21 protein-coding genes are annotated in these 20279 nt (G+C 58.5%); 8 read left to right on the top strand and 13 right to left on the bottom strand.

What is annotated here, in order from left to right:
- Positions 1-202: 202 nt before the first annotated feature.
- Entirely contained in the window at positions 203-2608 is a 2406-nt protein-coding gene (locus L8H52_RS19520) for a glucose/quinate/shikimate family membrane-bound PQQ-dependent dehydrogenase (RefSeq protein ID WP_242208334.1), read from the top strand.
- Between the two features lie 85 nt (positions 2609-2693).
- On the top strand, positions 2694-3992 hold the full coding sequence (locus L8H52_RS19515) for a carbohydrate porin (protein WP_242208335.1): 1299 nt from the start codon (positions 2694-2696) through the stop codon (positions 3990-3992).
- A gap of 62 nt (positions 3993-4054) precedes the next feature.
- Here the strand turns inward: L8H52_RS19515 and L8H52_RS19510 are convergent, their stop codons facing one another.
- Both L8H52_RS19510 and L8H52_RS19505 read right to left on the bottom strand, forming a co-directional pair.
- The gene (locus L8H52_RS19510) at positions 4055-4315 is read right to left on the bottom strand and encodes a hypothetical protein (protein ID WP_163013585.1); all 261 of its coding nucleotides are present in this window, start codon (positions 4313-4315) and stop codon (positions 4055-4057) included.
- A 167-nt stretch (positions 4316-4482) separates the two neighbouring features.
- A complete protein-coding gene (locus L8H52_RS19505) occupies positions 4483-5130 on the bottom strand; it encodes a hydrolase (protein WP_242208336.1) in 648 nt (215 codons plus the stop codon).
- 178 nt (positions 5131-5308) lie between these two features.
- On the opposite strand from L8H52_RS19505, the gene L8H52_RS19500 reads away from it, so the two are divergent.
- Both L8H52_RS19500 and alaE read left to right on the top strand, forming a co-directional pair.
- The gene (locus tag L8H52_RS19500) at positions 5309-6232 is read left to right on the top strand and encodes a LysR family transcriptional regulator (RefSeq protein ID WP_242208337.1); all 924 of its coding nucleotides are present in this window, start codon (positions 5309-5311) and stop codon (positions 6230-6232) included.
- 38 nt (positions 6233-6270) lie between these two features.
- The gene (gene alaE / locus L8H52_RS19495) at positions 6271-6732 is read left to right on the top strand and encodes an L-alanine exporter AlaE (RefSeq protein WP_242208338.1); all 462 of its coding nucleotides are present in this window, start codon (positions 6271-6273) and stop codon (positions 6730-6732) included.
- A gap of 87 nt (positions 6733-6819) precedes the next feature.
- Here alaE and L8H52_RS19490 read toward each other — a convergent pair whose 3' ends face one another.
- From L8H52_RS19490 to L8H52_RS19450, 9 genes are all read right to left on the bottom strand, one after another.
- Entirely contained in the window at positions 6820-7182 is a 363-nt protein-coding gene (locus tag L8H52_RS19490) for a hypothetical protein (protein ID WP_242208339.1), read from the bottom strand.
- A gap of 308 nt (positions 7183-7490) precedes the next feature.
- A complete protein-coding gene (locus L8H52_RS19485; RefSeq protein ID WP_242208340.1) occupies positions 7491-7772 on the bottom strand; it encodes a pentapeptide MXKDX repeat protein in 282 nt (93 codons plus the stop codon).
- A gap of 70 nt (positions 7773-7842) precedes the next feature.
- Entirely contained in the window at positions 7843-8628 is a 786-nt protein-coding gene (locus L8H52_RS19480) for a molybdopterin-dependent oxidoreductase (RefSeq protein WP_242208341.1), read from the bottom strand.
- Positions 8625-9245, bottom strand: a complete 621-nt coding sequence (locus tag L8H52_RS19475) for a cytochrome b/b6 domain-containing protein (protein WP_242208342.1) — start codon at positions 9243-9245, stop codon at positions 8625-8627. Before L8H52_RS19475 ends, L8H52_RS19480 begins: the two co-directional genes overlap by 4 nt.
- 401 nt (positions 9246-9646) lie before the next feature.
- Entirely contained in the window at positions 9647-10558 is a 912-nt protein-coding gene (locus L8H52_RS19470) for a YeeE/YedE thiosulfate transporter family protein (protein ID WP_242208343.1), read from the bottom strand.
- A gap of 178 nt (positions 10559-10736) precedes the next feature.
- Positions 10737-10994: a hypothetical protein gene (locus tag L8H52_RS19465; protein ID WP_242208344.1), complete on the bottom strand. Its 258-nt coding sequence runs from the start codon at positions 10992-10994 to the stop codon at positions 10737-10739.
- Between the two features lie 62 nt (positions 10995-11056).
- Positions 11057-12403 carry a glutamine synthetase family protein gene (locus L8H52_RS19460; protein WP_242208345.1) on the bottom strand — a complete coding sequence of 449 codons (1347 nt, stop codon included), beginning with the start codon at positions 12401-12403 and terminating at the stop codon, positions 11057-11059.
- Between the two features lie 21 nt (positions 12404-12424).
- Positions 12425-12982, bottom strand: coding sequence for an XRE family transcriptional regulator (locus L8H52_RS19455; protein ID WP_242208346.1), 558 nt, complete (start codon positions 12980-12982; stop codon positions 12425-12427).
- Positions 12983-13007: 25 nt separating this feature from the next.
- Positions 13008-14297 carry an FAD-binding oxidoreductase gene (locus L8H52_RS19450; RefSeq protein WP_242208347.1) on the bottom strand — a complete coding sequence of 430 codons (1290 nt, stop codon included), beginning with the start codon at positions 14295-14297 and terminating at the stop codon, positions 13008-13010.
- 143 nt (positions 14298-14440) lie between these two features.
- Between L8H52_RS19450 and L8H52_RS19445 the strand changes: the two genes are divergently transcribed.
- Entirely contained in the window at positions 14441-15352 is a 912-nt protein-coding gene (locus L8H52_RS19445) for a hypothetical protein (protein ID WP_242208348.1), read from the top strand.
- 5 nt (positions 15353-15357) lie between these two features.
- On the opposite strand, the gene L8H52_RS19440 is transcribed toward L8H52_RS19445, so the two are convergent.
- Together L8H52_RS19440 and L8H52_RS19435 are read right to left on the bottom strand one after the other, a co-directional pair.
- Positions 15358-16689 carry an ATP-binding protein gene (locus L8H52_RS19440; protein WP_242208349.1) on the bottom strand — a complete coding sequence of 444 codons (1332 nt, stop codon included), beginning with the start codon at positions 16687-16689 and terminating at the stop codon, positions 15358-15360.
- Complete coding sequence (locus L8H52_RS19435; RefSeq protein WP_242208350.1) at positions 16686-17408, bottom strand: response regulator; 723 nt, start codon at positions 17406-17408, stop codon at positions 16686-16688. Before L8H52_RS19435 ends, L8H52_RS19440 begins: the two co-directional genes overlap by 4 nt.
- A 146-nt stretch (positions 17409-17554) precedes the next feature.
- Here L8H52_RS19435 and L8H52_RS19430 point away from each other — a divergent pair, with 146 nt between their 5' ends.
- The 3 genes from L8H52_RS19430 to proP all read left to right on the top strand — a co-directional run bounded on the left by L8H52_RS19430 (position 17555) and on the right by proP (position 20279).
- Positions 17555-17866, top strand: a complete 312-nt coding sequence (locus L8H52_RS19430; protein ID WP_242208351.1) for a hypothetical protein — start codon at positions 17555-17557, stop codon at positions 17864-17866.
- The gene (locus tag L8H52_RS19425; RefSeq protein ID WP_242208352.1) at positions 17866-18525 is read left to right on the top strand and encodes a DUF3313 domain-containing protein; all 660 of its coding nucleotides are present in this window, start codon (positions 17866-17868) and stop codon (positions 18523-18525) included. The genes L8H52_RS19430 and L8H52_RS19425 overlap by 1 nt, the downstream gene beginning before the upstream one ends.
- Positions 18526-18776: 251 nt before the next feature.
- Positions 18777-20279: a glycine betaine/L-proline transporter ProP gene (gene proP, locus L8H52_RS19420; RefSeq protein WP_242208353.1), complete on the top strand. Its 1503-nt coding sequence runs from the start codon at positions 18777-18779 to the stop codon at positions 20277-20279.

Genomic DNA, 20279 nt, shown 5'->3' with positions numbered 1-20279 from the left:
GAGGCTGTCATAACCCGGATTTTTTCTGACGCAACAGCCACTTTTGCAGAGATTGCAAAAGCCTTTGCAACCCTGTGAGCGCGGCCGCTGCGACCTGGAAGCTTTATTCGGCAACGAACAACGCTTTATTACTGAATTTGTGATTTAACTAGATAGTTACCTAATTATATAATGCGTTCCTCATTTCAACGGGACACTCAACGTGAAGCAGAGTCAACGCCTCTCAGGCATCTCAAAATTCATTCTGGTCGGGCTGGGCGTGATCATCGCCCTGCTCGGCTTGGCGCTCGCTGCGGGCGGCGTGAAGTTGGTCAGCCTGGGAGGGTCGTGGTACTTCCTGGTGGGTGGTCTGGGCATGGCCATCTCCGGTCTGCTGATCGCCCGTTTCAAACCGGCCGGTGCGTGGGTGTTCGCCGCGTTTCTCGTCGGGACAGCGATCTGGGCAGTCAGCGACGCCGGGCTGGTGTTCTGGCCAGTGTTCTCGCGCCTGTTCATGTTCAGTGTGATCGGCCTGGTCGTGGCGCTGGTCTACCCGCTGCTCAAGCGGGCCAACGGTGAAGCTGCCGGTCGCGGCGCTTACGCCGTGGCTGCGGTGCTGGCGGTCGGCGTGGCTGTGGCGGCAGGCAACATGTTCGTCGCGCACCCGACCGTTGCCGCAACCGGCACTGGCCCGGGCCTGACTCCGGTCGAGCCGGACAAAGCGCAAAAGGACTGGGCCCACTACGGCAATACCGAAGGTGGCAGCCGCTTCGCCGCGCTGGACCAGATCAACCGCGCCAACGTCGACAAGCTGAAAGTCGCGTGGACCTACCACACCGGTGACGTCGCCGAGAGCGATGGCAACGGCGCCGAAGATCAGCTGACCCCGCTGCAGGTCGGCAACAAGGTGTTCATCTGCACCCCGCACAACAATCTGATCGCCCTCGATGCCGACACCGGTAAAGAGCTGTGGAAGAACGCCATCAACGCCCAGTCGAAAGTCTGGCAGCGCTGCCGTGGCATGGCTTATTTCGACGCCACCGCCGCCATCGCGCAGCCGGCCAATTCGAAAATCATCGAAGCCAAACCGGCGCCTGCCGCCAATTGCCAGCGTCGTCTGCTGACCAACACCATTGATGCGCGCCTGATCGCGGTCGATGCGGACACCGGCGAGTTTTGCCAGGGTTTCGGCAACAACGGCCAGGTTGATCTGAAGGCCGGTCTGGGTAACGTGCCGGACAGCTACTATCAGTTGTCGTCCGCGCCGCTGATGGCCGGCACCACAGTCGTGGTTGGCGGTCGCGTGGCTGACAACGTGCAGACCGACATGCCGGGCGGCGTGATCCGTGGTTTCGACGTGATGACCGGCGCCATGCGCTGGGCCTTCGACCCGGGCAACCCACAGGATAAAAACGCACCGGCCGACGGCAGCACTTACGTGCGCAGCACGCCGAACAGCTGGGCACCGATGTCCTACGACCCGGCGACCAACACCGTGTTCCTGCCGATGGGCAGCTCGTCTACCGACATCTACGGTGTCGAGCGCAGCAAACTCGATCACACCTACGGTGCTTCGATTCTGGCGCTGGACGCCACCAGCGGTGACGAGCGCTGGGTGTTCCAGACCGTGCACAACGATCTCTGGGACTTCGACCTGCCGATGCAGCCGAGCTTGATCGACTTCACCAAGGACGGCAAAACCGTTCCGGCGCTGGTCATCGGCACCAAGGCCGGGCAGATCTACGTGCTTGATCGTGCCACCGGCAAACCGCTGACCGACGTGAAAGAAGTGCCGGTCAAAGCGGCGAACATCCCGAACGAACCGTACTCCCCTACCCAACCGAAATCGCTGGGCATGCCGCAGATCGGCGCGCAGCACCTGACTGAATCGGACATGTGGGGCGCAACCCCGTACGACCAGTTGCTCTGCCGCATTGACTTCAAAGGCATGCGTTACGACGGCTTGTACACCGCGCCGGGCACTGACAAGTCGCTGAGCTTCCCGGGTTCGCTGGGTGGCATGAACTGGGGCAGCATCTCCACTGACCCGGTGCACGGTTTCATCTTCGTCAACGACATGCGCCTGGGCCTGTGGATCCAGATGATCCCGTCGCAGAACCAGGGCAAGGCCGCTGGCGGTGGCGAAGCGCTGAACACCGGCATGGGCGCCGTGCCGCTGAAAGGTACGCCGTACGCCGTGAACAAAAACCGCTTCCTGTCGGTAGCCGGCATTCCGTGCCAGGCACCACCGTTCGGCACGCTGACCGCGATCGACATGAAGACTCAGAAAATCGCCTGGCAGGTTCCGGTCGGTACTGTTGAAGACACCGGTCCGCTGGGCATCCGCATGCACCTGCCGATCAAGATCGGCCTGCCAACCCTCGGCGGCACCCTGTCGACGCAAGGTGGCCTGATCTTCATCGCCGGCACCCAGGATTTCTACCTGCGCGCCTTCAACAGCGGCAACGGTGAAGAAGTCTGGAAAGCGCGTCTGCCGGTTGGCAGCCAGGGCGGCCCGATGACTTATGTGTCGCCGAAAACCGGCAAGCAATACATCGTCATCACCGCTGGTGGTGCGCGTCAGTCGACCGATCGCGGCGACTACGTGATGGCTTACGCCCTGCCGTAAACCAAGGTGTTCACGTAAAGCGCGGCACCTTCGGGTGCCGCGCTGCTTTCCCCCTATTGCTCAAGCTTTCTGCAGGAAGATTTACATGCTATCGGCTGTTGGTTTTTCCCGTTCCAACCTGTTCAAAGGCCTGGTGCTGGGCCTCACATGCACCACCACCCTCCCCGCGCTGGCCGACAACGATGCCGATCTGTTGACCCGCAGCACCCTTACGGGTGACTGGGGCGGACTGCGTCACCAGATGGATGAACAAGGCATCAAGTTCACCGGCGACTACAGCGGCGAAATGGCTTACAACGCCGACGGCGGCTTGCATCGCTCGGCGCGTTACTCGCAGAACATCAAGCTCGGCGTGCAGTTCGACCTGAGCAAACTGTACGGCGTGGATAACGCCGGCAAGGTTCAGTTGACCATCAACGACCGTCGCGGCAACAGCGCCTCGGAAGATCTGGTCGGCAACCGCCTGCCGATCCAGGAAAACTACGGCGGCCTGTACACGCGCCTGACCGAACTGAGTTACGAGCGCAGCCTGTTTACTCCGGCGCTCAATGTGAAACTCGGTTACATGGCCATGGGCAACGACCTCGGCGGTCTCGACAGCGGCATCCTGTGCAACTTCATGAACGCCGGTTTCTGCGGCCATCCGCTGAACATGTCCGGTGGCAGCGGCTGGACCAACTACCCCAACGCGCGCCTCGGTGTGCGGGTCAAATACGATCTGTCGTCCTCGTGGCAATTGCGTGTGGCGGCGTTCAACGTCGACCCGGAAAGCAACGGCAACTCCAGCCGCGCCTGGCATCTTGATCCGAAACACACCACCGGCACCGTGGTGCCCATCGAGTTGGTGTACAAACACGCGGGCGCCCTGCCCGGCGAGTACAAGCTCGGTTACTACTACGACAGCTCTGATGTGAAACGCATCGGCAGCGACAAAGACGTGTCCGGTCGCGGCGGCCATTACTTGCTGATTGATCAAGCCGTCTGGAGCTCGCCGACCTCCGAAGGCCGCAGCCTGCACGCTTTCGGTCAGTACTCGGCGGCCAGCGAAGCAGCCTCGCCGTTCAGCAAGTGGTACGGCACCGGCGTGGTGCTGTACAAACCGTTCGAAGGTCGCCCGCGAGACACCGTTGCTCTCGGTTACGGCCGCGCCGTGCCGAACCCGCGCAGCCGTGACGTGCAGCAGGACGCCGCATTGAACAACGGCACGGCATTTCCGAACCTGGACAGCGCCGAGCAATTGATCGAACTCGGTTATGGCTATCAGGCCACGCCTTGGCTGACGCTGCGGCCGAATGTGCAGTACATCATCGAGCCGGGCGCGTTTTCCGGACAGGACATCGACAATGCGTTGGTGTTTGGTTTGCAGGTGAAAGCGGCGCTCTGATCTCCAAATAGCAGGCAATAAAAAACCCGATTTGAATGCCGGGTTTTTTATTGTCTTCAAGATCACTTTTTCTTTTTAGCCGGCTTGTCAGCTTTCTTCGAATCCTTGGCCTTCTCAGGCTTGCTGTCGGCTTTTTTGGCGGACTTCTTCGGCTCGGCATCTTTTTTCTTGTCTTTCTTGTCCTTGTCGGAGGACTTGGACAGCGCCGAAGCTGCCGCTGATTTTTTCTCAGGTGATGACTTTTTGTCTTTCAAATCCTTGCTGGCTTTCGAAGCGTCACCTTTGTCTTTGCTTTTCTTTTCGTCTTTAGCCACGTTGACCACCTCTCGGAGTGTGCCGTGATTGACACAGCGCCTGTGCGATTGACCACAAGCTAATCATTAGGCGAGCAGGTCCTACAGCGGTTCAGATTATTTTCAGGCGTTCAAAAAAGCCAAATGAAAAGCAGCGCCGGCTATTGCCGGCGCCACCTTTAACAACGGCCCGATACTCAGGCCTTGTTGCCAGCCTCCTGAAGCGCCTTTTCAGCGTTGAAGCCGTCGAAGTTTTCAAACACACCCATGAAACCTGGCACGGTTACCTCGCGCGCCCAGTCGCGTTGCAGTTCGCAGTACATTTGTACGCGGCTGATGAGCTTCGCACCCGCCTGTTCCATTCTGCGCAACGCCGCCTCGTGTGCGGCAAGCGATGTGCCACCCACCGCATCGACCGGCACATAAACCTCATAGCCTTCCTGAATAGCATCGAGCACCGGGAAGGCCAGGCAGGCTTCGGTCCACAGCGCAGTCATGATCAGTTTTTTGCGCCCGAGCGCCTTGACCGCCTGCTTGAACTCGGTGTCCTCCCAACTGTTGATCGACGTGCGGTCATAGGTCGGCAGATGGCCGAGCACCGCTTGCAACTCTTGAATCGGCGGCTTGTTGCGGCCCGTCGCGACATTGACGGTCGAATGGATGATCGGCAGGTTGTAGTTGACCGCCGCCTTCGCGACGCTGGTGATGTTGAACACCAGTTCATCACGCGGCATCGAGCGGATCGAGGACACTTGAACCGGTTGATAGTCGATCACGATCAACACCGAATTCTCGGGCGTCAGCAGTTGATCAGTGTGGGGGTTGCGGATTGTTTCGCTTGCCATTTGCAGGTCCTTTTGTATGGGTAACGCACGTGGGTGAAAAGGCCGGAGCCCGTGCGGCTAATGGATTCCAGGCACAGACGTGTGACGCCGCGCCTGGAAAAGCCATTGTGCTGTTCCCCTATTCGCTGCAGTAGTAGCATCCCGAGGCGAACTGTGTCGCGCCAAGGGGAACGCGAGAATGGATATTGAAGAACTGCAAACCTTCGTCGAAGTGGCGGATGCCGGGGGCATTTCACAAGCAGCGCTGCGGCTCGGGGTCTCGAAATCAATCGTCAGCCGCCGGCTGGCCCGGCTTGAAGCGGAACTGGGCGTGCAACTGCTGGCACGCTCGACGCGCGGGGCATCACTCACCGAGGCCGGCGCGACGTTTCGCGATTACGCCGCCCGAGTCTGCAGCGAAATCGACATCGCCAAAGAAACCATCCTGCCCGCCGGCGCCCTGCGCGGTCGCTTGCGCGTGGCAGTGCCGTTGTCGTTCGGGCCGACGCACTTCGCCCCGGTGCTGGCGGAAATGGCGCGCCGTCACCCTCAATTGCACATGCAAACCTGCTACAGCGATCGCTTCGTTGACCTGATTACCGAGGGTTACGATTGCGCCATTCGCGTGGGATATCTGCAGGACTCCAACTTGATCGCAAGGCGTATCGGCCCGGTCTACACCAAGCTCGTCGCAAGCCCCGACTACATCAAAGCGCATGGCGCCCCGGAAACCCCGGACGAACTGCACGCCCATCAGGCGCTCATGCAAGGCACCGAAGCCTGGCAATTCATGGAGGCTGACAAGGTCATCACGGTTCGCCCGCAAGGACGCTTCAAGGCTGACAACGGCACGGCGCTCGCCTCGGCCGCGGCTGCCGGCCTCGGCGTCGCCTACTTGCCCGATTGCCTCACCCACGAACACATCGCCTCGGGTGCACTCGTGCCGATCATGACCAACCATCCACCGCCCCCCGCCGGCGCCTACCTCCTCCGCGCGCCCGGCCCGCATCCCGCGCGCAAGATCCGCGTGCTCACGGATCTGCTGATCGAGTACTTCGGCGAATCTCCGCACCTCGCGGTGCAACCGCTGTCACAGCACGATGAGGCGCCGGCGTACAGCTGAGGAAAGATCGGTCCTGAAGCCATGAAAGGAGAAGTGAGGTGTCGCTACGCGCGCAACAGCCAACGCGTCGGACTGCATTTATCGCAGACACCACGGCGCTGATCCTGTTTTTCACTACCACCGGCATCATCAATGAACGTTTGATTGCCGGCATGACCTGGGATCAGGTTCTGCACGCGCGCCTGCTGGGCGCAGTGCTGATGATTCCGGTCGCGCGACCTTACGGTGTCTGGCGCGATTGGGTGATGACACACGCCGGTCAGGGTCGGGTGTCGAGGTTGGTATGGGACAGTATTGCCCTGGTCAGTTTTCAGGTGCCGATCTATGCAGCGATCATTGCTTTCAGTGGTGCATCGGGAGAAGGTCTGGTGCGCGGCACTCTGGGTGCGGCGGTGATGATGTTGGTGCTGGGGCGGCCTTATGGGGCGTTTCTTAATGGCGTGCGCAGGTTGTTTGGCTTGCCTCCGGGTGGGGACAGGCCGATGTCGTTGAAGGGGTGAGTGGCTGGGGGAGATGTCAGGGACAGACCCCATTCAGAAAAACGTGATCTGTCCTTTAATCCCGCTTTTCTGACCAGTTTCAACGGTTCAACCTCTCGCTCCGGTTTCATAAAAATGGTCAACGCAATAGGCTCGTCCCTTGAGTACATGTTGCTTGCAGTCCTTCGCCAGACAAGCAGACGTATCCAGACCGCCATGATTCTCGACAATGCGTAGCTTGATCAAGGATTCCATATCAGCTGATTCCCAGCCCTCGGGCGAGTCCAGTTTGCGCGCGTACAGCGCTTGATATTTATCCCACTCATCGGTTCGCCAAAGCTGCCCACACCCGGGGCATTGCAATAGTTTGACCCAGTCCGCCGTTGCAAGACAGCGCATTCCTGCGACAAACGCCGTGTACTTCTGACCAATCTCTACCAGGTCGCCCTTAGCGTTGCAGGTACATTGCATTTTCCTACTCCGAATCTTCTTGCTTCTACTCGTTCCAGGATGAAGGTCTGCTTTTGGCCGAACGCCGCCCCACACGAAAGGCCGCTGTCGGCGCAGAAGCGGTCACTCCAAGGTGACTACGGATCTGGCATCGATTCATTCTTCATGAATAACGAGTACTGATTAAATGCAGCCTTTTCGACCTCTACCTATCATGACATGCAGAAATCGACAAAAAGAGCGGTAGCCCAAAAATGAAAGCCGCCACAGGGACGGCTCACACACTCACTACAACCGCTTTAACTCAGCAGCCACCACTCCGAAAAAACTCACTGACTCATATCATCTTTCTTCATCGTGTCTTTGGACATGGCATCCTTTTTCATGGTGTCTTTCGACATGCTGTCTTTCTTCATGGCGTCTTTCGATCCTTTATCCGTTTTCATCGAGTCTTTGGACATGGCATCTTTCTTCATCGTGTCCTTTTTCATAGTGTCCTTGGACATCGTGTCCTTGCTCATGCCGTCATTGCTCATGGTATCGGCTGCAAATACGCTCGCTGCCCCGAATGCCAGGCACATTGTCAGTACAGCAGTGGTCATCTTTTTCATGATGTAACTCCTGATGCTTGATTGCGAATGAACGCAGTTGGACTGCGCGTTGATGCAGCGAGGAAACCGGTCAACTGCCGCCAAACCAGTTGTATCCCTGGTCTTCCCAGTAACCTCCGCTATAGGTATTGCTGACAAAAATCGCCTGAATATGTTTGGGGTTCTTGTAGCCGAGTTTTGTAGGCATGCGCAGCTTCATCGGGAACCCGTACTGGCGAGGCAGCACTGCGCCGTCATAGCTCAGCGTCAGCAAAGTTTGCGCATGCAGCGCGGTAGCCATGTCGATGCTGGTGTAGTAATCGTCCGCGCATTTGAAACCGACGTACCTTGCATCGGTGTCTGCGCCGACGCGCTTGAGAAAATCGCTGAACCGGACGCCTCCCCACCGTCCGATGGCGCTCCAGCCTTCAACGCAAATGTGCCGGGTGATCTGTTCGGTTTGCGCCATGGCGCGCAGTTCTTCGAGCCGCCAACTGCGTTTATCCGCAACCATGCCGGTCACTTCCAGACGATAGCTCTCCTCATCCACCGTCGGTGCTTCGTCTATGCCGTAGAAGGCATTGAAAGGAAATGGCCGGGTGATCATGGATTCCGGATAGGTCGGCGCCATGGCGTTGGGATTGAACAACCAGCCTTGGACTCTATCGTTGAAGCGCGACATGGACGACAACGCAGTCTCGACGCTTTCGTTGTCGGTCAGGTTGCAGCCAGACAGCATCGCCACACCGCCGAGGGTCAGGCTGTGCAACAGGAACGCGCGACGCGAGCGGTCGATGATCTGTGGGGCGAGGAGTTTCCGGGCGTCAGTCAGGATTGATGACTCGTCCAGCCTGGAGCTTACGATGCGCTTTTTCATACCCGCTCCTTGCGACTGGCGATCATCGCCAGCAGCGTTTTAGGCACCAGCGCGACCATCACCAGGTGCACCGCCACAAACGCCATCAGCAGTACCATTGAGAAGAAGTGCACACGCCGCGCGCCCTCGTAGCCGAACAACAATTCCCGCAGCAGCGGAAACTGCACAGACTTCCACAGCACCAGCCCTGAGAGCACCAGCAGCGTGATGTCGACCATCACGAACAGGTACGCCACCCGTTGCACCTGGTTGTAATGGCTCAAGTCGGCATGCCCCAGTTTTCCCCGCAGGGCTGACCACAGGTCATGCAAAACCCCTTTGGGCGACACCGGAAAGAAACGGCGCTTGAGACGGCCGCTGAACAGGTTGATGGCTAGGTAGATCAGACCGTTGATCGCCAGGAACCACATGGCCGCGAAATGCCATTGCAGTGCGCCGCCGAGCCAGCCGCCCAGCGTGATCGATTTGGGAAAGCTGAAGTCATAAATCGGCGAGGCGTTATAGATACGCCAACCGCTGGTGACCATGATGAGTACGGCCAGGGCGTTCAGCCAATGGGTCAGTCGTAACCAGCGAGGATGGCTACTGTCAGCGGGTGAGGCAGATAGCTGCGACATGTCCGGCTCCCTGCGGTTGATCATTGGAGCCTAGTGTGGGCGTCGATAGATCGCCAAATCCTCACGTAAAGTTAAATTATTCGTGATAACTCTCGAGCTCATTAGAGAAGTCACAAATCGCCGTATCAGAGGTGCAGAGTAAGTGTCCTGGGCAGGAGCGAAAGTTCGCTTCGGGCCAAAGTTGTTAATTCCACTGTGCCAATTCAAAGAGGCTTGCAATGAGGACGGGGCCCTATATAGCTCTTCGTTGTGTCTAGGAATTCAGGGACGATGCAGTATCAACAAAAATCTTGTCGATTTTTAATGCGTCAACCTTCAGGTTCTCCAAAGAGACGGACTTGAATACCCTGTGAAATGCCAAAATTCCAGTGGATCGCATCAAGCGGTTGGTTTTGACGAGTTCAGCTCGTACCCCGCTTTTTCCACCACAATGAAACCAGAATGCCCGTGGCAATCGACACCAGTGGAATGCTTGAGGCAACGCCCAGTGCTGGAAACACCAACAGTATTTGCGAATCGTTGCCGCCGAGAATCATCGAAGCCCCAATCCCCATCAAAATACCCGCCAACAAATGAACCGCAGCCTTTGATGGCGTAAAGGCCTCGAAACGGAACGTTTTCCTGTACAGGGTAAAACTCAGCATGCCAGCCAGCAACATAACAAACACCGCAATACGCCGGGCGCTGATCGCCATATCGGCTTGCCAGAACATCTGCGAAACGTTGTAAAAGAACACACTAGGTGTCCATAACGGCTCAAACGTATAGAGCGCACTCGTCAACGCACCGAGCAGCATACTGGAGAGCACCAGGTGTTTATTACCATGTATGCCAACCAAAAATATCAGCACTAACGCCACCACACCGATCAACAACCAGTAATGGCGGCTAGAAATTTCCGGCATCAGAATGGTCTTCTGTTCGGGCATCATGCGCATGTAATACCAGAGCACGATCCCCAGTACCCAGCCGATAATCGTGAACAGTTTATTGATATTGCCACAGGCAAACCTGGTCAGCGTGCCTACGCTGCAACCGTTGTTCAGCACCGATGCCACTCCGAACAACAAGCCTCCCGCAACCATTAATGGATAGGAAATACCAGGCGAATACAGTGGCAGGCTGACCTCAGAGAAACGATAGACCGGGGCCAGCATCAACCCGAACAACCCACACGATGTCAGCGCCACAAATAACGTCGGGCGACCAGCCAGCAATTGTTCGCTCGCTTTGACAAGACACATACCCATGCGTTGCGAAACCCAGCCAATCAGGAATGCTAATACCAACGCCATCAATAAAGAGAAAACCATGTTCGTGCGCCACTGCTGATTGGGATGGTCCGGGTCTCACTAAGCATTAGCGTAGCTCTCGATCAGGTTACCGGCGTAGTGACACCGCCATAAGCTGACGGCCGCCTTATATCGCCCCTGTTTGCGTAGAAATCGAATGCCTGCTGTTGGCCGGCATTCGACGTTCGTGAATAGCGGTCTACTGCCCATCGCAGCCTTTCACAAGCTGCAAGGCGCGGTCAAAGTCGAACAGTTCCACCTGCGCCGCGACGAGTGTCAGACGGTCTGCCAACGCTCGATCGAGTGGCCTGTTGCGCAGTGCCGCCAGCACGTCCAAAGCCGCCGTATCACCTTCGTCCAAAAGAACAATTAGCCTGTTCATCTGCTCGCTGATTGCCGAGTCGTCCAGCAGGTCGCCATCCGTGGAGGCCGTTGTGTCCGCCTTAAGGTCGGCCAAAGACGCCAATGTCGGGCGCAAGCAATGCGTGAATTCATTACATTCGTGAATTGTCCTCGCCCTCACATATACCACCGATACTCCCGCGCCCCAATCTCCTGCATAAACGCCAAATGATCCTGCCGTTTATTCTCGCAATACACATCGACAAACTCCGCACCCAGCCCGTCGCGCAACTGCGCCTGATGCTGCATCGCACGCACGGCCTCGAACATCTCCTTGGGGAAATCGATCCCGCTGCTGCGATCTTCATTCAGCGGGGCAATGGGTTCCTTGCCCGATTCCAGCCCATGCTCCAGCCCCACCAGAATCGCCGCCAACACCAGATACGGATTGGCATCCGCACCCGCCAAGCGATATTCAACCCGCAGGTTTTTCGCGTCCGACTCCGGAATGCGCAGGCAGGCATCACGATCCTCAAAACCCCAACTGGCCTTGGTCGCGGTATTCACCGTGCCGCCCAAACGACGCATCGAGTTCTGGTTCGGCGCGAAGATCGGCATGCTGTGCGGCAGCAATTCCAGGCAACCGGCGACTGCATGGCGCAACGGCTGCTGGTCATTCGCCGCGAGCAAATTATTGCCCGCTGAATCGTAGAGGCTGACATGCACATGCATGCCACTGCCGGGATGCTGCAAGTACGGCTTGGCCATGAAACTGGCGCGGTAGCCATGCTTGAGCGCGACGCCGCGCGTGCTGCGGCAGAACAACGCTGCCCAGTCGGCCGCACGCAAGCCATCGTCGAGGTGGCCGAAGTTGATTTCGAATTGACCGGGGCCGAGTTCAGCCGTGATCACCGTGGCGTCGATACCTTGCGCCCGCGTGGCTTCGACCATGTCATCCAGCACCGGCGCAAAGCGTGAAAGCCGTTCGATGTGCAGGTTCGGTTGGTCATCGGCGTCGTCAGTCAGGTCGTCGCGGGGGAATTGCGGCAGGCCATCGCGCAGCTTTTTATCGAACAGATAGAACTCCAGCTCGAACGCCACCACCGGGTGAATGCCTTTGCGGGCCAGACGCTTGAGTACCTGCGCGAGCACTTCGCGGGGTTCGAACTCGATCGGTTTTTCGGTGCCGTCGGAAGTGATCAGCATCTGCCCCAGCGGCTGCGCCTCCCAGGTAACCGGTTTCAACGTGCCCGGCACGAGACGGCGCACGGCATCCGGGTCGCCGTCGTTGAAGCAGTAATCGCCGATCGGGAACAAGCCACCCTGCACGCCCAGCAATACGCAGTTCTGCGGCAGTTTCAGCACACTGCCGGCGGCGACTTTTTCGAGCATGTCGACCGGATAGCGTTTGCCATAAAAGTGCCCCGGAATGTCCAGGGAAATCAGGTCGACATAACGCACCTCGGGGTAGCGTTGGCGAAACGCCCGTACTTCGGCTAGCAGGTCAGCGCAGACAGCGTCCATCGTGTTCATCCTTTTTGGTTATCAGGTGTAGACCCAGAGCACGCGGGTGAGCTGCTCGGTAAGGTTGCCGTAGCGGCAGCGGGTGTGACTGTCGAACTGAAAGCTGTCGCCGGCCTTCAACGTAGTCGGCTCTTCATCGTCGCCCAGCCACAACGTCAGTTCGCCTTCGAGGACGTAACCGCCCTGCTCCGAGCTGTCGGTCAGATGGCGGTCGCCGCTGCTCGCGCCGGCTTCCAGATGACTTTCGAGCATGGAGAACGAAGCACGCATCTGCGGCGACACCAGAATGTCGGTGATGCCATTGGCGTAATACAGCGTGCGGCGCTCGTCCGGCCGGGTCACCCACGGCAGCTCTTTAGGCTTGGGCAAGCTGTAGAAATAGGTGGTCGGCACGCCGAAGGTTTCGCTGATCGCGGTCAGATCCGCCACGGTCGGCCGCGACATGCCGCGTTCGACTTGCGAGAGAAACCCCACCGACCGGCCGATCTTGTCGGCCAGTTCCTTCAGGGTCCACTTCTTGTGCTTGCGCAGGTCGTGGATGAGGATCGCCAGCGCGGCTATTTCTTCTTGCTTGTTCATGGCCGGAATTCCGAAAGATGTCTCATCAAATGCTGTCGCGCAGCCGATACCAGGCCTTGCCGATGGCTTCCAGCGGCGCCGCGAAATGCTTGCCACCGGGGAAGCTGCCATTGCTCAAGCCCTGATACAGCGCCAGTTCATCCGTATCGCCGAGAATGGCGTCAGACACCGCGCGTGCGGCGGCCAGTGTCGGCAACACGCCGTGGCCCGAATAGCCTTGCAGCCAATATCGATTGCCCGCGCCGCCGACATCAGGCGTGCGGTTCATCGTCAGATCGATATGGCCGCCCCAGGCAAACTCGATGCCGACGCCTTTGAGCTGCGGAAACACCCGCTCGAGAAACGGTCGGGTCGCCGCCGCGATGTCCTTGGGCATGCCGCCCAGATAGGTGCAGCCGCCGCCGAACAACAAACGGTTATCCGGGGTACGACGGAAGTAATCGAGGACGAACTGGTTGTCGGTCACGCAGACATTGCGTGGCAACAGCGCGGTGGCCTGCTCGGGCGTCAGCGGCGCGGTGGCGACCTGATAAGTGCCCACCGGCAAAATGCAGCGCGACAGTTGCGGATCGAGTTCATCGAGGTAGGCGTTGCAGGCCAGCACCAGCACATCGGCGCGCACCGAACCGCGCTCGGTGTCGACCCGGAAACCGTCGCCCTCCTCCCGATAACTCAACGCTTTGCTTTGTTCATGGATACGTCCGCCGGCACGCTCGATGGCGGCGGCAAGGCCCAGTGCCAGTTTCAATGGGTTGAGGTGCGCGCCTTGCGGGTCGTACAGCCCGGCCTGATAGCGTTCACTGGTGACCCAGTCGGACAATTGTTCACGAGGAATGAACTGCAAGGCATCATGGCCCCACTTGTGGCTGGCCTCGTGTTGCCATTCAGTCAGCAGACTGACTCGGCGCGGCATCACCGATGTCCACAAATGCCCGGGACGATAGTCGCAATCGAAACCATGCCGCCCGGGCAATTCACGCAACTCATAAGCCGCCCAACGCATGCCGTCCCACAGCCGTTTCGCCCGTTCATGACCCAGCGCGGCTTCCAGCGGCGGCATGTCGCACGACCAGCCGAGAATCGCCTGCCCGCCATTACGCCCCGACGCCGCCCACGCCACGCGACTGGCTTCCAGCAGCATCACGCGTTTACCAGCCAATGCCAGACGCAATGCCGTGTGCAAGCCACTGAAGCCGGCGCCAATGATCACCACGTCAGTGTCATGTTCGCCTTCCAGAGCCGGTCGATGGCTCAGAATATCGGCGCAACTGTGGGCGTAATAGCTGTCGACGTGCTGGCTGGATTGCAGGAACATTCGCGACCTCATGAAATTTATTTCTTATAATTTCATGAAAATCTACAGCGTTATTTTCATATCAGCAACCTGGCCGGCGGTATATAGCGATGCTTTGACCGGCCGATAACCTCACTTCCAATCGACAGGCAGGCTTCACAGCAATGAGCTCGCAACCTATTTGCTCCAATCCAGATGACAGCGCAAGCTTGAAAAAAAGTGCAGTGCCTCCCCAAGAAAAGGCGCTCCAGACACTTTCATGGATCGCCTTGGCGGTACTTGTTCTGGCACTGGGGATTGACCTGTCCGGCCTGCCGCTGGCCAATTACATGGTGGTCGCGTTGACCGGCTGCATGATTACCAGTGTTTATGTTTTCATCGGTATTGTTGAGCTAAGGCTTGCCGCCAGCGTTATCAATTTGAAATCAAACGCGCTGTTGTGGCTTTCTGTAGCGGGGCTGGTGATTTGGTTCGCGCACATCGATGCGGTATCAGATGTCAATGAACTCTTCGGGGTCGATGCTTCTTTGCTACCGGTCACAGTGGCTGCCGCGACTTTCATGCATGTCCTGATGCGTTTCCAGTTTCTGTGCGCTGCCGTAATCGCAGTGTTGCTTTTTCTAGGACTTTTCACCTACATGGCAGCGCGATTGAGGAAAGAGATTCCGCGCTCCGGTATCTCTCTGATTGCCAATGCGTTGGGGTTTGTCTTGATTCTTTCATTGATCTACAACGTCATTGAACCTGAACGGCGTCGAAACCAGATTCTGTACCACATCGCTCATATGGGTGATTTCAATTACGCATCCCCATGCGTGAACGTAGACAGCGCAAAAGACGCCGTGCTCTACCTGGACAACTCGCGCGAGAAAATCCTGATCGCGCACAAAATCAAAGAGCAACATCCGACAACGCTGCTGACACACTCCCTTCTTGCACCGACATTGATTCCTGATCACTTCGAATTTTTTGAATGCGTTTACGCGTTCGGCGCTAAAGACCAGAAAAATCAAAATGGACGTGAGCAAGCCGCGTCTGACAACGTTGACGCAGCAGATGCCACGCCCTCCGATTGAGTACTTCACGACAACGGCAACTCCACCCTAGCGGTCAACCCTCCACCGTGGCGGTTGCTCAGCGTCAACTCGCCACCCTGCTCGCGCGCAATCGCCCGCGCCGCCGACAGCCCCAGACCCACGCCGCCGGTGTCGCGGTTGCGCGAAGCCTCCAGGCGAAAGAACGGATCGAACACCTGTTCCAGCGCCGCTTCGGGAATACCGGGGCCTTCGTCGCTGACTTCGATGTAGATCGAATGATCGTCACGCTTCAACGCAATGACCGGACGCTGCGCATACTTCAGTGCATTTTCCAGCAAATTGACGATCACCCGTTTGATCCCCAGCGGCCGGCCCTCGTACACCAGATGCGCCGGGCCTTCGAAATCGACATTGATCTGCTGGTCACGGTAATCGTCGACAATGGTTTGCAGCAGTTCCGACAGATCGAACGCAGTGGTCTCCTCACGGTGCGTGTCCTCACGGAAGAACGCCAGTGCGGCGTTGATCATCGACTGCATCTCCTCGACGTCACGAATCAACTTGCCCTGATGATCGAGGTCTTCCATGAATTCGCTGCGCAGGCGCATGCGGGTCAGCGGTGCACGCAGGTCGTGGGAAATTGACGCGAGCATGTGCGTGCGCTCGGCGATGAAGTGCTGGATCTGCGCCTGCATGGTGTTGAAGGCGATGATCGCCTGGCGAATTTCGTCGGGGCCTTCGAGTTTGATCGGCGGTGCGCGCAGATCGGTGCCGAAACGTTTGGCGGCCCGGGTGAAACGCTGCAAGGGGTTGGCCAGTTGCCGGGTGGCGACCCAAGCGACGAGCAATGTCGCAATCAGTCCCAACGCGATGACGATCACGATACGCACGCCAAATTCCAGGCCCCAACTGCGCTCCGGCGGGATAAATGACAACCAGCTGCCATCGACCAATTGCACGACGGCGGCGTAATGCGCCTGGGGACTGCCGTTGGGCCAGTCGCCAGGGCTGAACACCTCGATTTTTCGATCACTCCCCAGCAGTTGCTGCATCACCGGCACTCTGTTCGCTGGCAAGCGAAGGCCGTCATTGGGCAGATCGAAGTCGGCGCGCAGTGCTTTCCACGACACTTGCAGCATGGCGCTGCTCGCCGCTGTGGCCAGTTGCGGGCGCAGGTTGGCCGGGGCAGCCTCAATCACCCGCGAGGTCGCGGCAATCTGCTCCAGCAGGCCGGTGCGTTCAATCGGCGGCCGGGCCCAGATGCCGGCGACTTGGACGAAAAGTGCATTCAACGCCAAAGACGCGACCATCGCTGCGATGATGGTCAAGGCGATGTGCCGGCGCAGAGTGTCGCCGCGCAACAGCCGGCGGATCACGAGCGAGTGACCTTGGCGGTGAACAGATAGCCGCCGTTGCGCACGGTGCGAATCAGGTCCGGGCGTTTGCTGTCCGGTTCGATCTTGCGGCGCAAGCGGCTGACTTGCACATCGATACTCCGATCAAAAGCGTCATGACCGTGACCGTGGGTCAGATCGATCAACTGCTCGCGGGTCAGAATGCGCTGTGGATGGTCGAGGAACACCACCAGCAAATCGAACTCGCCGCCGGACAGCGGAATCATCACGTTTTCCGGTGAACGCAACTCGCGGCAGGTGATGTCCAGATGCCAACCGGCGAAGCCGATTACCGGCCGCGAAGGCTCAACCGCTTGGCGCGGTTCGCCGGCGCGACGTTGCAAGGCTCGCACCCGCGCGAGCAGTTCCTGCGGGGCAAACGGCTTGGTCAGGTAATCGTCCGCTCCCAATTCCAGACCGACAATGCGATCGCTCAGTTCGGCCATGGCCGTGAGCATGATGATCGGAATGCCCAGTTGCGTATGCACCTTCTGGCACAGGCTCAGGCCGCTTTCGCCGGGCATCATCAGATCAAGAATGATCGTGTCCGGGCGCTGCTGCGCAATGGCCGCCCACATCGCCTCGCCATTAGGGGCAACGTCGACCTCATAGGCGTGCTGCACGAAGAACTTCTTCAGCAGCGCGAGAATTTCCACGTCGTCGTCGACGAACAGCAGTCTGCTCACAGTGACAGGATCCATGCACCAAAAAGAGCCAATCTAAAGCCATTCACCGCGCCGGTCATTTATTTCAATCGAGCAACATTTCTGCACGCCAGACATCAAGCGGACATCCTCCGGCAAAACCGCGCGGGCACTCTGCAGGTATTTCCAGCGGGGGGATTGGCATGAAGGTATTGAACAGCAAACCGGGCGTTACGCAGCACAACGGTAATCGGCCGTTGATTCTCAGCCAGCGCACCGCCGCGCTCGGCCCGGACACACCGGTGGTGTTTCAGGAATCGTGCATGGGGGTTTCCAGTGATCAGAGCACGGTGGTTTTACGCCGTTATTTCGAACATTTCAGCCCGACCAATGCGCACTGGGTGGAATACGTGCACAGCGTCAGCACTGCCGATCTGATGAACTGGATCATGGCCCACGGTCGATTGCACATCGAGTGCTCGGACAACCTGGCGCAAAACAAGGAAGCCGTTTGATGTCGCGCATTCGTTCGCTGTCGCTGTCGATTGTTGCCACGCTGAGCCTGGCGGCGTGCAGCAGCAAAACCCCGGAACACAGTGGGTTTCTGCATGACTACAGCGTGATGACCGAGCGCCAGTCGCCGTCCGGTCAGCCTGTGTTGGCGTGGGTCAGCCCGGCTCTCGCCCGGGGTCGATACACTCAGGTTTATCTGGCGCCGAGTCAGTTTTATCCGAGTGCCGAGCCGACGCAGCGGATTCCCTTGAGCACGCTGTCCGGGGTTACCGACTATTACGACGCGGCGCTGCGGGTGGAATTGGGCAAGGTCATGCATCTGGTCAATCAGCCGGGGCCGAACACTCTGGTGGTGCGCCCCGCCATTACCCAGGTGGCGACCAGCACTCAGGGTTTGCGCTTTTATGAGTGGCTGCCCGTCACCCTCGTCGCTGCCGGTGTGAGCACGGCGGCCGGCATCCGTGATCAGGACAGCGAAGTCGTCACCGAGGTGTCGTTCGAGGACGGTTCGACCGGCGAGGTGATTGCCGAAGTGGTGCGTAAAGGCACCGGCGTGCCACTGGAGAACGACAAGCAGGTGCTGACTGCCGATGACGTCAAGGTTGTGCTCGATGGCTGGGCCAGCGACCTCGGTAAATCCTACGCGACCCTTCGCCGGTAGCGGCATTCCCCTGTAGGAACTGCCGAAGGCTGCAATCCTGTTGGGACGCGGAGCGTCCCCGGCTGCATTCCCACGCAGAGCGCGGGAACGATCAAGATTGCAGCCTTCGGCAGCTCCTACACAGGTGCGCCAGGAAAAAAAGCAGCGAGCAGTGAATTATTTCGTGTCCTCATGTATCTGAGCCAAAGAGTACGCGCCATCAAATAGATGGCATCTACGCGGCACGATGGATCAGCAAAGAGAAGACCCGGATGAAATCACGCAAGAAAACCGTCAAGCCGATCGGCCTGAACGACATCACCATTGTCGACGACGCCAAGATGCGCAAGGCAATCACCGCCGCCGCACTGGGCAATGCCATGGAATGGTTCGATTTTGGTGTGTACGGCTTCGTCGCCTATGTACTCGGCAAAGTCTTCTTCCCCGGCGCCGATCCCGGCACGCAGATGATCGCCGCGCTGGCGACGTTCTCCGTGCCCTTCCTGATCCGGCCTTTGGGCGGTCTGTTCTTTGGCGCTTTGGGCGACAAGTACGGACGGCAGAAAGTCCTCGCCGCGACCATCGTCATCATGTCGCTCAGCACCTTTGCCATCGGCCTGATTCCGTCCTATGCCTCGATTGGCATCTGGGCGCCGATCCTGCTGTTGCTGGCGAAAATGGCGCAGGGTTTCTCGGTCGGTGGCGAATACACCGGCGCCTCAATTTTCGTCGCTGAATACGCGCCGGACCGTAAACGCGGCTTCCTCGGCAGTTGGCTGGACTTTGGTTCTATTGCCGGTTTCGTCCTCGGTGCCGGTGTGGTGGTGTTGATCTCGACGACGCTCGGCGAAGCCAAATTCGAGGAATGGGGCTGGCGTCTGCCGTTCTTCCTCGCCTTGCCGTTGGGCATGATCGGTCTCTACTTGCGTCACGCCCTGGAAGAAACCCCGGCGTTCCAGCAGCACGTCGAAAAGCTTGAGCAAGGCGATCGTGAAGGCCTCGCCGGTGGCCCGAAAGTCTCCTTCAAAGAGGTCGCGACCAAGCACTGGCGCAGCCTGATGACCTGCATCGGTGTGGTGGCGGTGACCAACGTCACCTATTACATGCTGCTCACCTACATGCCGAGCTACCTGTCGCACAACCTGCACTACAGCGAAAACCGTGGCGTGCTGATCATCATCGCGATCATGGTCGGCATGTTGTTCGTGCAGCCGGCAATCGGCTTTATCAGCGACAAGATTGGCCGCAAGCCTTTCATCGTCGTGGGCAGCATCGGTTTGTTCATTCTGGCGATCCCGGCCTTCATGCTGATCAACAGCGGCAAGATTGGTTTGATCTTCGCCGGCCTGCTGATGCTGGCCGTGTTGCTGAACTTTTTTATCGGCGTCATGGCCTCGACCCTGCCGGCGATGTTCCCCACGCACATTCGCTACAGTGCGCTGGCGGCGGCGTTCAACGTTTCGGTATTGATCGCCGGCCTGACCCCGACCGTGGTCGCCTGGCTGGTCGAAAGCACCAACGATCTGTACATGCCGGCGTATTACCTGATGGTCATCGCGGTGGTCGGTCTGGTCACCGGCGTAACGATGAAGGAAACCGCCAACAAACCGCTGCGTGGTGCCGCGCCGGCCGCGTCCGACCTTGAAGAAGCCAAGGAACTGCTGCAGGAACACCACGACAATATCGAGCAGAAAATCGAAGACATCGACGCCGAAATCGCTGCGCTGGAAGCCAAGCGCAAGGAACTGGTGCAGCAGCATCCGCGCATTAACTGA

Source organism: Pseudomonas sp. CROZ-RG-20F-R04-15, assembly GCF_022662375.1.
Classification (GTDB): domain Bacteria; phylum Pseudomonadota; class Gammaproteobacteria; order Pseudomonadales; family Pseudomonadaceae; genus Aquipseudomonas.
This window is presented reverse-complemented; position numbering and strand designations above follow the sequence as displayed.

Coding starts and splice junctions, on each gene's coding strand:
- L8H52_RS19515 (WP_242208335.1), top strand. CDS start 2,694: ATGCTATCGGCTGTTGGTTTTTCCCGTTCCAACCTGTTCAAAGGCCTG.
- L8H52_RS19505 (WP_242208336.1), bottom strand. CDS start 5,130: ATGGCAAGCGAAACAATCCGCAACCCCCACACTGATCAACTGCTGACG.
- L8H52_RS19500 (WP_242208337.1), top strand. CDS start 5,309: ATGGATATTGAAGAACTGCAAACCTTCGTCGAAGTGGCGGATGCCGGG.
- L8H52_RS19490 (WP_242208339.1), bottom strand. CDS start 7,182: ATGCAATGTACCTGCAACGCTAAGGGCGACCTGGTAGAGATTGGTCAG.
- L8H52_RS19485 (WP_242208340.1), bottom strand. CDS start 7,772: ATGAAAAAGATGACCACTGCTGTACTGACAATGTGCCTGGCATTCGGG.
- L8H52_RS19480 (WP_242208341.1), bottom strand. CDS start 8,628: ATGAAAAAGCGCATCGTAAGCTCCAGGCTGGACGAGTCATCAATCCTG.
- L8H52_RS19475 (WP_242208342.1), bottom strand. CDS start 9,245: ATGTCGCAGCTATCTGCCTCACCCGCTGACAGTAGCCATCCTCGCTGG.
- L8H52_RS19470 (WP_242208343.1), bottom strand. CDS start 10,558: ATGGTTTTCTCTTTATTGATGGCGTTGGTATTAGCATTCCTGATTGGC.
- L8H52_RS19460 (WP_242208345.1), bottom strand. CDS start 12,403: ATGGACGCTGTCTGCGCTGACCTGCTAGCCGAAGTACGGGCGTTTCGC.
- L8H52_RS19455 (WP_242208346.1), bottom strand. CDS start 12,982: ATGAACAAGCAAGAAGAAATAGCCGCGCTGGCGATCCTCATCCACGAC.
- L8H52_RS19450 (WP_242208347.1), bottom strand. CDS start 14,297: ATGTTCCTGCAATCCAGCCAGCACGTCGACAGCTATTACGCCCACAGT.
- L8H52_RS19445 (WP_242208348.1), top strand. CDS start 14,441: ATGAGCTCGCAACCTATTTGCTCCAATCCAGATGACAGCGCAAGCTTG.
- L8H52_RS19435 (WP_242208350.1), bottom strand. CDS start 17,408: ATGGATCCTGTCACTGTGAGCAGACTGCTGTTCGTCGACGACGACGTG.
- L8H52_RS19430 (WP_242208351.1), top strand. CDS start 17,555: ATGAAGGTATTGAACAGCAAACCGGGCGTTACGCAGCACAACGGTAAT.
- L8H52_RS19425 (WP_242208352.1), top strand. CDS start 17,866: ATGTCGCGCATTCGTTCGCTGTCGCTGTCGATTGTTGCCACGCTGAGC.
- proP (WP_242208353.1), top strand. CDS start 18,777: ATGAAATCACGCAAGAAAACCGTCAAGCCGATCGGCCTGAACGACATC.